Here is an 11771-nt window from a genome sequence, read left to right on the forward strand (position 1 = left end):
CGTCCGGTTCGCGCTCCTCGTTCCCGGCGCCGTCCGTGCACCTGACGGCGCCGAAGCCGTGCTCGCCGTCGTGGAGCACCATCACCCCGACGATCCCGGCCCCGGCGTCCGCGACCCAGGTCTCCCGCAGCGGCACCACCGGGCGTCGGGCGCGGCGGCCCGGCCAAGGGTGACCTGGGGTTCGGCGGGCAAGGGCGTGTCCCGTCAGTCGTCGAGCGTACGGTCGCGGAGGTGGGCGCCGTAGTAGTCGGCCTGGCGCGCCATGATGTCGCGCATGGAGGTGTCGCGGGCGACGCCGTAGACCGTGCCCGGGAAGTCCAGCTCCTTCTGCACGGCCCACAGCCGGTCGTGGTCGCCGGGCGCGAAGAGGCGGGCCGTCGGCGCCCCGGCCGCGATCCATCCGATGGGCAGGACGGTGCCCGGCGGCAGTACGGAGTTGGCGTGCAGCACGCTGTTGATCCGCAGCTCGCAGCCGGTGCCGGCGACGGCCCCGGGGAAGACGGAGGCGCCGGTGGCGGCGAAGACCTCGTCCTCCAGGGTCGCGCCGTTGACGTGGGCGTGCGGTCCGACCAGCACGGCGTCACCGAGGACGGCGGGGTGCCCGGCCCGTCCGCGGATCAGGGCGTTCTCCATCACGACGACGTCCGAGCCGACGTGCACCTGCCCGTCCTCGGCGCTGAGCACGGCCCCGTGCAGCACCCGGGCCCGCTCGCCGAGCGTGACCGCACCGCACAGCACGGCCGTCGGGGCGACGTAGGCGGACTCGGGGACGACGGGACGCCGGCCTCGGTGCTCGATCAACATGGCGCTCCTTCGGGGACGGGGGAGACCGGGGGAATCACGGCGGTGGCCGTGATCTCCACCAACTGACCCGTGTACCCGAGACACGCGACCCCGATCAGCGTCGAGGCGTGCGGTCCGGTGCTGAGCCCGGACGCCTCGACGACGTCCCAGACGGCGGACAGCACCGCGGTGTCGGCGCTGACGACGTACACGTCGGTCGCCACGACATGCGCCAGGTCGCTGCCGACCGCCCGCAACTGCTCCCCGAGGTTCGCCAGCACCTGCTCGGCCTGCCGTACGGGATCCCCGTCGCCGACCAGCTTCCCCTCGGCGTCGAGCGGCACGGCCCCGGCGAGGAACGCGAGCGTGGCCCCGGCCTCGACGACGGAGGCGTGGGAGTAGCGGGGCGGCGGGAAAAGGGACGGGACGGTGACGCGCCTGATCATGTCGGCTCCTCGTGCGGTCGGCGGACGACCCACCGATGGTCGGGCGCGCCCGCCGGGAGCGCATCCGAATTTCCGGACGACCGCACAAGGCCCGCACACCCCGTGGCACCGGCCGCCGGGTGAGGGCAGGCTGGCCGTCATGGTTGTGATGTACCGGGACGACCGGGAGTTCCTCGACGCCGTCGCCGACCGCCTCGCCGCCCTCCCCACGGTCGAGGCCGTGGCGCTCGGCGGTTCCCGTGCCCAGGGCACCCACCGGCCCGGCAGCGACTGGGACCTGGCCGTGTACTACCGCGGGCCCTTCGCCCCCGCCGACCTGCGCGCCGTGGGCTGGCAGGGGGAGGTCTCGGACGTCGGCGGCTGGGGCGGCGGAGTCTTCAACGGGGGCGCGTGGCTGACCGTCGACGGGCGGCGGGTGGATGTGCACTACCGCGATCTCGACGTCGTCGAGCACGAGGCGGCGGAGGGGCGGTTCCGGGTGGAGCCGCTGCTGTTCCATCTCGCCGGGATTCCGAGCTACCTGGTCGTCGCCGAACTGGCGATCAACCGGGTGCTTCGGGGAGAGGCGCCCCGTCCGGCCGTGTATCCGCCGAAGCTGCGTGTCAGTGCCGCCGACCGCTGGCGCGGCACCGCCCACGCGACGCTTGCCTACGCGAAGGCCGACCACGCGCCCGACGGGCGTCTCACGGAGGTCGCCGGCGCCCTCGCCACGGCCGCCGTGCAGACGGGGCATGCCGTGCTGGCGGGACGAGGGGAGTGGGTGACGAACGAGAAGAGGCTGCTGGAGCGGGCCGGCCTGCGGGACGTCGACGCCGTCCTGGAGAGCCTCCGGCCCGACCCCGAGATCCTGCTGCGGGCCGTCGCCGACGCGGAGAAGCTGTTCACGAGCCGCGCCCGGTGATCCGGGCCGCCCCGGGCCCTCCCGGGCGCCGCCCCGGTCGTTCGGGCGAATAACCCTTCGATAAGCCGCAGTTGTCGCTGCTAACGTCCCTGTCGTGGCGAAACTCAATCAGATCATCGCAGTGGAGAAGGGCATCAAGTCCAAGGCCCATCAGGACCTGACGGCCGCTCACCACGGGCTGCAGAAGCCCGCTCTGCTGGCCGGCATCTCGCGGACGTACCAGCCGAAGGACGAGGAGGGCGAGCAGCTGCCGCCCGAGTCGACGCGGGTGCAGGTGAAGGCCGAGGACGTGCTGCGGGAGACCGCGGCGACCCTGACCCGGCTGTTCGACGTGACCGCCACCAAGGACTGGGCCAACTGCGCCGCCCGTGCGGACGTGACGGTGGACGGGCGGGTGCTGGTGTCCGACGTGCCCGTGTCCTATCTGCTGTTCCTGGAGAAGCAGCTCGTCGATCTCAACACCTTCGTGCGGAAGCTGCCCGTTCTCGACGCCTCCGAGTCGTGGGTGCAGGACCCGTCCACCGACGCGTGGAAGACCGAGCCGGTACGGACCCTGCGGACCAAGAAGGTGCCTCGCAACCACGTCAAGGCCGAGGCGACGGAGAAGCATCCCGCGCAGGTCGAGGTGTACTACGAGGACATTCCCGTCGGTTACTGGACCACCGTGAAGTTCTCCGGTGCTCTTCCCGCCCGCCGGGTCAACGAACTCCTCGACCGCGTCGAGAAGTTGCAGCAGGCCGTGAAGTTCGCACGCGAGGAGGCGAACGGCTCGGACGTCGTCGACCAGCGGGTCGGTGACGCCGTGTTCGGCTACCTGTTCGGGTAGTCTTCGATACTCCCCGGTCCTTCGCGGCCGGGGTGCGCGAGGAGCGCAGGCTGAAGCTGAAGCTTGTCGTGACTGCGCGGTTCCAGTGGAGGTTCGAGTCCTCCCCGCGGCATCAGAGCCACTTCCCGTGCCGCGGTAGCCCAATCGGCAGAGGCAGACCGCGATCAATCTCAGACTCTCGCTCCAGACTCAGCATTCGCCGTCGATCGCCGGATCGACCGGGTTCGGGCCCCAGGGCGTCGAAATGCTGGTTCAAGTCCAGTCCGCACAGCTCGATGTGCGGTGGTCCAAAGGCAGGACGCGACGACATGACAACTGACCCGCATCCTCAAGCGTGCCGGCGTGTGAAGATGGACGGCATCACAGGGCCCGGGGGCAGGCTACGCCCCCGGGTCCGCTCGCGTTCGCGGACCGCGCCTCGGTTGCGTTCATAAGGATCGCGCCCCACCGCCCGTCCGTCACATCCTGGAAACGCCACCGTTCCGTTCCCTCCAAGATCCCGATCTACCGTGGGTCACCCACCCGGAAGCCCGGCCGCCGTCGCCCGAAGGCTCATCCGCCCTCGTTCCGACGACAGGAGCCCGTTCGCCGTGTCACGTTCCGGCACCCGGAAGACCACTCTGCCGCCCTGGCTCGCCCACCCCCTGCGCACCCAGCGCGGACCCATCCCCTGGAACGCGGTCGTCCGGGGCGTCCTCTCCGCGGGTCCGCTCCTTCTCGCCTCCGTCCTTCTCGGCCGCACCTCGCTCGGCGTCGTGGCCGCCATCGCCGCCATGCTCGCCGGGATCAACGACCGGCCCGGAAGCCGGCGGGCGTCGGTCCGGCGGCTCGGGGTGCCCGCGGTCGCCGGGGCCGCAGGGATGCTCGTCGGGTCCTACGGCGGCGCGCACATCGGGGCCGTGGGGCTCACCCTGCTGCTCACGGGCGTCGGGCTGGTCGCCGGCGCGGTGAGTGCCGTGGGGCCCGTCGCCTCCGGTGCCGGTACGCAGCTGCTCGTGATGTCCGCCGTCGGGGCCGGGATGCCGTCGCCCGAGCCGGGCTGGCAGCGGGCGGTCGCCTTCGCCGTCGGGGCCGGGTGGCTGATCGGGCTGCGGCTGGTGCTGCCCACGCCCGGTGCCCTCGCCGGTGACTTCCGGTTCGACGGGGAGCGGGCCGCCGTGGCCGCCGTGTACGACGCCGTCGCCGGTCTGCTCGATGCCGTCGGGTCCGAGCACGCCGTCGCGCGTCGTGCCGCGCTCACCGCCGCGCTCGACCACGCGCAGGACGCCCTCGCCGGACCCCGGCTGCGGCGCGGTGCCTCGTCCGCCGCCGAGCGCCGGCTGCACGCGCAGTACGCCGCCGCCCTCCCCCTCGCAGAGGCCGCGACCGCCCTCGCCTGGGGCGGTGCGGCCGCCGGCCGGCGGATCTCCGAGGGGCCCCGTCGGCTCGCGGCCGCCGTGCGCGGCACCGGCCACACCGGTCCGCTGCCCGCGCCCCACCGCTCCGCCCCCGCCCTGCGCGCCCTGGACGACGCCCTCCTCCACGCCGCCCACGCCTTCGACCGGGGGGAGGGAGGTGACCTGCACACCCGGCGCCGTACGGCGAAGACCCTCCGGCGCATCGTGCTCGGCGCCGCCGGCCGCGAGTACGGGCTGCGGGTCGCCCTCTGCTTCGGTGCCAGTGTCGCCGCGGCGCAGGTCCTGCACCACGCCCGCTGGTACGGGCAGCACGAGCACTGGTACTGGCTGCCCGCCACCGCCGTCTTCCTCGTCAAGCCCGATCTGGGGCCGCTCGTGTCGCGGGTGCTGTGCCGGGCGGCGGGCACGGTGCTGGGGGCGCTCGTGTTCGCCGGTTTCGCCGCTGTGCTGCCCCGCCCCGAGGGACTCGTCGCGCTCGTCGCCGTCGGCGGGGCCCTGATCCCCGTCGCCACCCGGCACTTCGCCGCCCAGACCGCCGTGGTGACCGTCCTGGTCCTGGCCCTGGTGATGGTCGCAGGCGAGCGGCAGGCCTCCGCCGGGCGGATCGCCGAGACCCTGCTCGCCTGCGCGATCGTGCTGGTCACCGGGCATCTGCCGATGCCGGGGCAGCGGGGCGGGGGAGTGCGGGCACGGGTCCGGGCGGCGGGCGCGGCCGCGCAGGCCTATCTCGCACACGTGCTCGCCGAGACACGGGAGCCCGCCGAAGTGCGCGTGGCGTCCGAGGAGCGCGTGGCGTCCGAGGAGCGCGTGGCGTCCGAGGCGTACGCGTCCGCCGCCGCCCCCGACCCCGCCGAGCCCGGTGACGCACACGCGGGTGCCGGGACCGGTGCCGACCGGGCCGGAACCGTCCCCGGTGGCACCCGCGCCCGTACCGGTCCCGCCGGCACCCCCGGCCGGCCCGGCGCCCGCCCCACCCGCTGGACCCTCCGCCGCGAGGCGTACCGCACGCTCGCCGAAGCCCGCGCCGCCATCGCGCTCACCGCCGCCGAACTCCCCCCGCTCGCCCGGCACTCGGAGGGTGCGGGCGAGGTCGTCGCCACGCTGGAACGGCTGGTGGACGCCACCACCGCCTGCGCCGTGCATCTCGACGACTCGGGGCGTCTCTCACCCGCCGACCGGGATCAACTCACCGCGCTGCTCGACGAGTTGGCGGCGCGGCGTGGCGGGGCGGGTATGCGGCCGGCCGAGCTGCCCGCATTGTCCCGGGTGCCCTGGGCCGGGTAGCGGACGGTCACGGCAGGAGCAGCCGTCGCTCCGCCCCCGCTCCCGCGTGTGCGCTACCCCACCCGCACCCACACCGGCGCATGGTCCGACGCCGCCTCCCCGCGGCGTTCCGCCGGGTCCGGGCCCACCGACGGCAGCCGCATCGTGCCGTCGCCGGGCAGGCCCGTGCCGGCCGCGGTGACCCGGTGGACCAGGCGGTGGCTCACCAGGATGTGGTCGATCAGCTCGCGCCGTCCGGAGCTGACACGGGAGTAGCGCTCCTCGGGCGGGATCAGCGGGGCCACGTCCCACAGCCGGGCCGCGTCGCCCCGGTCCGGGCGGTCGTAGCCCGGGGTGCCGATCTCCGAGCCGGGCGGGCCCAGCAGGATCTGGGTGGTGGCGGCCTGCACCTCGTCGTTCAGATCGCCCAGCACGGCCACGTCCCGCTCGCGTCCGTCCCCGTCGAGCAGCTCGTCGGCCAGCGCGCGCAGGGCCGCCGCCTCGGCGGCGCGACGGTAGAGGGCGTAGGCGCCGTAGCGGGCGCGTTCCCCCTCGTCGTGGGGGAAGAAACGGTTGCCCGGGTAGGACAGCAGCTTGGACTTCAGATGGGCCACCGCCAGCCGCAGCGGGCCGGCGTCCGTCGCTGCCTCCACCGCCAGGAAGCCGCGCCCCGCCGCCGCGGCCTGCGCACCGGAGTCGCCCACCTGGACCGGACGCAGCCCGGCCGGGAAGGTGCCGGTGTCGGCCAGCACCCGCAGCTCCTGGCGGCCGAGGAAGCCGACCCTGATGCCCCGGCCGTCCGGGTGCTCGCTGAGCACCGCGTGCCAGTCGCCGTCCAGCATGCGGACCAGGTCGTCCAGCGCCTCGGGCTCGCCGACCTCCTGCACGCCCAGCAGCGCCGGGTCGAGTTCCGTGATCACGGCCGCGAGGGCGGCGAGCTTCGACTCGTAGGCGGCCTTGTCCTTGGGGCCGAACGGGCCGCCAGGCCGGTACAGGTTCTCCAGGTTCCAGGTGCCGAGGAGCATGCCGGGCCCCTTTCCGGAAGCCGACGGGAGCGCTGCGGTGAGGTCAGAGTGCCTGCCCGTCCCACTCCCCGACAGAGCATCGGCAGGATGCGCGGTTCGGCTCACACGACCCGAGGAGGAGGCCGTACGTTGACGGGATGACCGACTCTCCCGCCGAGCCCCACACCACCGGCGAGCGCTCCCGGGCCGATCTCGTCATCACCGGCTGCACCGTCCTCGTGCACGACGACTTCGAGCGGATCGGATTCGAGGAGAACGCGGCCGTCGTCGTGCGCGACGGACGCGTCGACGCCGTGACGACGGCCTGCGCGGGGGAGCGCCTCGCCGCCGCCGAACGCATCGACGCGCGCGGCCAGGTCGCGATGCCCGGACTCGTCAACTGCCACACGCACGCGCCGATGGTCGCGCTGCGCGGTGTCGCCGAGGACCTGCCCACCGAGGAGTGGTTCAACGACGTCGTCTGGCCCGTCGAGTCCAACCTCACCGAGCGGGACGTGGAGTTGGGGGCGCGGCTGGCCTGCGCCGAGATGATCCGCGCCGGCGTCACCTGCTTCGCCGACCACTACTTCGCCATGGACGCGGTCGCCGCCGTCGTCGAGGAATGCGGGATCCGGGCCCACCTCGGGGAGGCGTACTTCTCCTCCCAGGGGCCCCGAGGGCGGGAGAAGTCAGTGGAGTTCGCCCTACGGCACCGGGGCTCGGCAGGCGGCCGCATCACCACCGCCCTCGCCCCGCACGCGCCCTACACCGTCGACGACGCCGACCTCGCCGCCACCGCCGAACTCGCCCGCGCGCACGGCCTGCCCGTCCACCTGCACGCCGCCGAGAACCGCGAGCAGACCGAGGCCAGCCTCGACCGCCACGGCGTCACCCCGATCGAGGTCCTGCGGCGTACCGGCATCCTCGACACCGACGTCCTCATCGCCCACGGCACCGGCATCGCCGAGCGCGACCTGCCCGTCCTCGAAGCAGCCGCCGGCCGGGTGTCCGTCGCCTCCGCGCCCCGCGGCTACCTCAAGTTCGGCTGGCCCACCACCACACCCGTCCGCGCCCTGCGCGGCATCGGCATCCCGGTCGGACTGGCCACGGACGGCGCGGCCTCCAACAACTCCCTGGACGTGTGGGAGTCGATGGCGCTGACCGCCCTGGTCCAGAAGTCGACGACGGGCGACCCGCGCTGGCTGACCGCACGTCAGGCCCTGCACCACGCGACGCTGCAGAGCGCCCTGGCGGTGGGGCAGGGCGGCACCCTCGGCCGGCTCGCTCCCGGCCGCCGCGCGGACATCGTCCTCGTCGACCTCACCGGCCCGCACACCCAGCCCGTGCACGACCTGGCCGCCACCCTCGTGCACAGCGCCCGCGCCTCCGACGTCCGCACGACGATCGTCGACGGACGGGTCCTCATGCGCGACCGGGAGCTCCTCACCCTCGATGTCCCCTCGGTCGTAAGGGAGTTGGGGGAGCGGTTGCCGGCGCTCCTGGACCGCACGCACGGGCGCCGCATCCAGGATTACAAGACCTGAAAACCGGTCGTGGACGGGCCCTTTGACGCCAACCACCCGTGAGCGGGGCGTCACGCCACGTGGGTTCACGCTACACAGGAGGGCCGGGAGGTACGCGTCGACGGGAGGTCGGCCGGTGGAACTCACGATCGATCTGGCGGTGCTGCTCGCTGTCGTCCTCTTCGTGCGGGCACGCCGCAAGCCGCTGGCCCGCAGCCGTTCCGACGCGTGGCTGACCGTCTTCCTCGCCCTGGCTTTCGGCGTGCTGGTCGCCCCGACCGGCTTCGGCCAGGGCGTCGCCGACTTCATGGGCCAACTCGCCCAGGGGATCACCCAGTCGGCGAACCCCTGAGCCGGCTGCGACCAGCCCGCCGCCGTACGCCGGGAAAAAGTTCCCGGGGCGGCGATGAGTTCCGTTCCTCCCGGCGGTCACCACCCTCGACGGACCGTTGCGAGGAGGGGCCATGTCGCTTCCGGAGATCGTCTCGCGCGAGCAGTGGCGCGCGGCGCGTCAGGAGCTGCTCGCCAAGGAGAAGGCGATCACGCGTGCGCGTGACGCGCTGAACGCCGAGCGGCGCCGGCTGCCCATGGTCGAGGTGGACAAGGAGTACGTCTTCGAGAGCGGCGACGGGAAGGCCACCCTGCCGGACCTGTTCGAGGGCCGGGCGCAGCTCGTCGTCCACCACTTCGTGTTCGCGCCCGAGTGGGACGCCGGCTGCCGCTGCTGCTCGGCCTTCCTGGACCAGATCGGGCATCCGGCCCACCTCAGGGCGCGGGGCACCACTCTCGTGGCGGTCTCCCGGGCGCCGTACACGAAGATCCTGCCGTTCAAGGCGCGGATGGGGTGGACGCTGCCCTGGTACTCCTCGTGCACCGGCGACTTCGGCCACGACTTCGGTGTGACCCTGGAGCGCGAGGGGGAGACGGTCGAGCGGCCCGGCCTCAGCTGCTTCCTGCGGGACGGCGAGCGGGTCTTCCACACCTACTCGACCTACGGGCGCGGCCTCGACGGGCTCGGGTCGACCAACGGCTTCCTGGACCTGACCGCGCTGGGCCGGCAGGAGGAGTGGGAGGAACCCACGGGGCGTGCGTCGTCTCTTGGGGCGCCTGCGGACGGTCACCGCATCCGCTATCACGACGAGTACGAGGAATGAAACGGAAAGTAGTCGCGAAGCGTCGGGGATCTTCACCGAGTGACCGGATCCTCACACTCCGCGCAGAACAAGTGTCAACTACGTCTCAGTCCGGCAACTGAGCGAGGCGTTCGGCCCCTGGAAGGCGTTAACTCCTACAGGACAACGCTTCTGGAGGTGCGAGATGGTGAACGGGCGAACGGTGCTCGAACGCTTTCCCGCAGGTGGGCCGCGAGGCTCGTGGCCGGCGGAGGAGTTCGCGCACGCGCGACGCATGGAGGGACTGCCCGCCGAGGTCGTCATGGACCTCGCGACGGACACGTTCCTGGTGATCGTGCCCGGCGACACGGCCGCGGACGCGATCGCCTGAGCGGACCTCAGCCCGCCTCCGGGGCGGGCACGGGCGCCCCGAACTGCTCGGCCTGGAGCGCGTACAGCTCCGCGTAGATCCCGCCCCTGGCCAGCAGCTCGTCCGGGGTCCCGGACTCCGCGAGACGGCCCCGGTCGAGCACATGCACCAGATCCGCGTGCCGCACGGACGCCAGCCGGTGCGTGATCAGGACGACGGTCTGGCCCGCCGAGGCCAGGGCCCGGATCTTCTCGAAGACCTCCAGCTCGGCCCGCGCGTCCAGGGCCGCCGTCGGCTCGTCCACGACCAGGATGCGGCCGCGCCGGTAGGCCGCCCGCGCGATGCCGAGCCGCTGCCACTGCCCCCCGGACAGCTCGTGCCCGCCGCTGAAGTTGCGGGCCAGCAGGGTGTCCAGGCCGCGCGGCAGGTTCTCCACGACGGCCCCGGCCCCGGCCTCGGCGAGCGAGGCGGCCATGCGCTCCTCGGTCAGCGGCGCCGAGGAACGGCCGACGGCGACGTTGACCCGGGCCGTGAACGGCCAGCGCTTGAAGTCCTGGGCCAGCATCGCGACCCGTTCGGCGAGCTGGTGGCGGTCCGCGGCCGCCGCGTCGACGCCGTCCCACAGGACCCGGCCCTCGTCCGGTGTGTAGAGGCCGGCGAGCAGTTTGATCAGGGTCGTCTTGCCGGAGCCGTTCTCGCCGACCAGTGCCACGATGCCGCCGAGCGGCAGGGTGAGCGTGACGTCGTCGAGGGCGGGGCGGGAGGACTCGCCGGGATAGCGGAACGTGACGTGCTCGAACCTGATCTCCCGGGGGTCCTCCGGCAGCGGGTCGCCCCCGACCGGGATCGCCCGTTCGGCCGCCTCGACGTAGAGCTTCTGCAGATCGCCGACGAACAGGGCCTCCTTGTGGAGCGCGTTGATCTCCAGCACCAGGCTGTCCAGGCTCGACGACCCCGTCCGGATCGCGATCACGGCCGTCCCCGCCACCGACAGCGCCATCGCCCCGCTCAGCAGCAGCCCGCCGAGGGTCGCGTACGTCGCCACGGTCGCGATGCCCGTCCAGGCCGCCGCGACCAGCCCGGTCCGCGCGGCCAGCCGGGCCAGCCGGGCCTGCTCCGCCTCCGCGGCCTCCGACATGGCGCGGAAGTGACGCAGCAGGAAGGGACCCACGCCGTGCACGCGGATCTCCGGCGCGGCGGCCGGCTCGGTCAGCAGCCCGCTGATCAGATGCCCGGCACGCGCGTGCTGCACCCAGATGTGGAAGGACTCGTAGCGGCGCCGCGCGTTGGTCAGCGCGCTCCACGCGCTGGGCAGCGTCATGGTGGCGAGCAGCGGGAGCAGCGCCGGATGCAGCACGGTCAGCACGCTCGCCGCCGCGATCAGCGAGATCATCGCGTTCACCACGCGCGTGGCGTACGAGATCATCCGCCGGGCCGAGGAAGCGCCGTACTGCGCGGTGTCCAGCAGCTTGTGGAAGGCGTGGTCCTCGATGGCGGCCAGCTCCACGGCCGCCGCCCGCTCCAGGTACAGCTCCGTGGCCACACGCTCCACCTTGGGCTCGAGCCGCCCGGTGGCATACGTCGACGCCGCCCGCATCAGCGCCCCGACCAGCAGGACGGCGGCCATGGCGATCAGTGCGGGAGCGGCGCCGCGCAGCCGGTCCTCGATCGCGCCGCCGCCCATCAGCCGGCCCAGCACACTGTTGACCGCGAGCAGGCTCACCGCCTGCGTCCCGCCCCGGGCGACCTCGGCGGCCAGCACGATCCGGGCCGCCCGCCGGTCCGCCTGCCAGGCGAGCCGGAAGCTCGACCCCAGCAGGGACGGCAGCCGCCTCACCATGGCCCGGAAGTTCAGTTCGAGGAAGGCGTCCCGGTGCTGGTTCCAGCCCATGTCGTAGCGCAGCGGTCCCCCGAGAGCAGCTGCTCCGACTCGGAGACCTCGGGCGCGGTCCGACCGCCCCGCTCCCCGCGCTTTTGCCGTCCGTCCCGTCCCAGCCACCCGCCCCGCCATGACCGCACCGCCGGCCTCCCCCGGTCCACGTCGACGAACGGCCACTATCGCGGGGCCGGGCGCCTCGGGGCAGGGCGCAGGCCGAACGGGGACGGGCGCGCGGGCGTACGCCCTGCGGCCAGGCGATGTCCACGC

At 73.5% G+C, this 11771-nt stretch carries 10 protein-coding genes and 1 pseudogene; 7 read left to right on the forward strand and 4 right to left on the reverse strand.

Annotated elements, in window-relative coordinates; genetic code table 11:
• Positions 1 to 204 precede the first annotated feature (204 nt).
• Complete coding sequence (locus tag ACIRPX_RS26210; protein ID WP_404199189.1) at positions 205 to 804, reverse strand: gamma carbonic anhydrase family protein; 600 nt, start codon at positions 802 to 804, stop codon at positions 205 to 207.
• Positions 798 to 1229: a RidA family protein gene (locus ACIRPX_RS26215; RefSeq protein WP_404199192.1), complete on the reverse strand. Its 432-nt coding sequence runs from the start codon at positions 1227 to 1229 to the stop codon at positions 798 to 800. The genes ACIRPX_RS26210 and ACIRPX_RS26215 overlap by 7 nt, the downstream gene beginning before the upstream one ends.
• A 139-nt stretch (positions 1230 to 1368) precedes the next feature.
• On the opposite strand from ACIRPX_RS26215, the gene ACIRPX_RS26220 reads away from it, so the two are divergent.
• The 3 genes from ACIRPX_RS26220 (at position 1369) to ACIRPX_RS26230 (ending at position 5637) form a co-directional block, all read left to right on the forward strand.
• On the forward strand, positions 1369 to 2130 hold the full coding sequence (locus ACIRPX_RS26220; RefSeq protein ID WP_404199195.1) for a nucleotidyltransferase domain-containing protein: 762 nt from the start codon (positions 1369 to 1371) through the stop codon (positions 2128 to 2130).
• Positions 2131 to 2224: 94 nt separating this feature from the next.
• A complete protein-coding gene (locus ACIRPX_RS26225) occupies positions 2225 to 2956 on the forward strand; it encodes a hypothetical protein (protein WP_404199198.1) in 732 nt (243 codons plus the stop codon).
• Between the two features lie 590 nt (positions 2957 to 3546).
• Positions 3547 to 5637 carry an FUSC family protein gene (locus ACIRPX_RS26230; protein ID WP_404199201.1) on the forward strand — a complete coding sequence of 697 codons (2091 nt, stop codon included), beginning with the start codon at positions 3547 to 3549 and terminating at the stop codon, positions 5635 to 5637.
• Between the two features lie 53 nt (positions 5638 to 5690).
• On the opposite strand, the gene ACIRPX_RS26235 is transcribed toward ACIRPX_RS26230, so the two are convergent.
• Positions 5691 to 6641 carry an endonuclease/exonuclease/phosphatase family protein gene (locus tag ACIRPX_RS26235; protein ID WP_404199204.1) on the reverse strand — a complete coding sequence of 317 codons (951 nt, stop codon included), beginning with the start codon at positions 6639 to 6641 and terminating at the stop codon, positions 5691 to 5693.
• A gap of 137 nt (positions 6642 to 6778) precedes the next feature.
• On the opposite strand from ACIRPX_RS26235, the gene ACIRPX_RS26240 reads away from it, so the two are divergent.
• The 4 genes from ACIRPX_RS26240 (at position 6779) to ACIRPX_RS26255 (ending at position 9646) form a co-directional block, all read left to right on the forward strand.
• Positions 6779 to 8164 carry an amidohydrolase gene (locus tag ACIRPX_RS26240; RefSeq protein WP_404199207.1) on the forward strand — a complete coding sequence of 462 codons (1386 nt, stop codon included), beginning with the start codon at positions 6779 to 6781 and terminating at the stop codon, positions 8162 to 8164.
• A 115-nt stretch (positions 8165 to 8279) separates the two neighbouring features.
• Positions 8280 to 8495, forward strand: a complete 216-nt coding sequence (locus ACIRPX_RS26245; RefSeq protein WP_404199210.1) for a hypothetical protein — start codon at positions 8280 to 8282, stop codon at positions 8493 to 8495.
• 112 nt (positions 8496 to 8607) lie between these two features.
• A complete protein-coding gene (locus tag ACIRPX_RS26250; RefSeq protein ID WP_404199213.1) occupies positions 8608 to 9297 on the forward strand; it encodes a DUF899 domain-containing protein in 690 nt (229 codons plus the stop codon).
• Positions 9298 to 9460: 163 nt separating this feature from the next.
• On the forward strand, positions 9461 to 9646 hold the full coding sequence (locus ACIRPX_RS26255; RefSeq protein WP_404199216.1) for a hypothetical protein: 186 nt from the start codon (positions 9461 to 9463) through the stop codon (positions 9644 to 9646).
• 7 nt (positions 9647 to 9653) lie between these two features.
• Here the strand turns inward: ACIRPX_RS26255 and ACIRPX_RS26260 are convergent.
• A pseudogene (locus ACIRPX_RS26260) lies at positions 9654 to 11620 on the reverse strand (ABC transporter ATP-binding protein).
• Positions 11621 to 11771: the final 151 nt, after the last annotated feature.

The organism is Streptomyces sp. NPDC101225, from assembly GCF_044767585.1.
Lineage (GTDB): Bacteria > Actinomycetota > Actinomycetes > Streptomycetales > Streptomycetaceae > Streptomyces.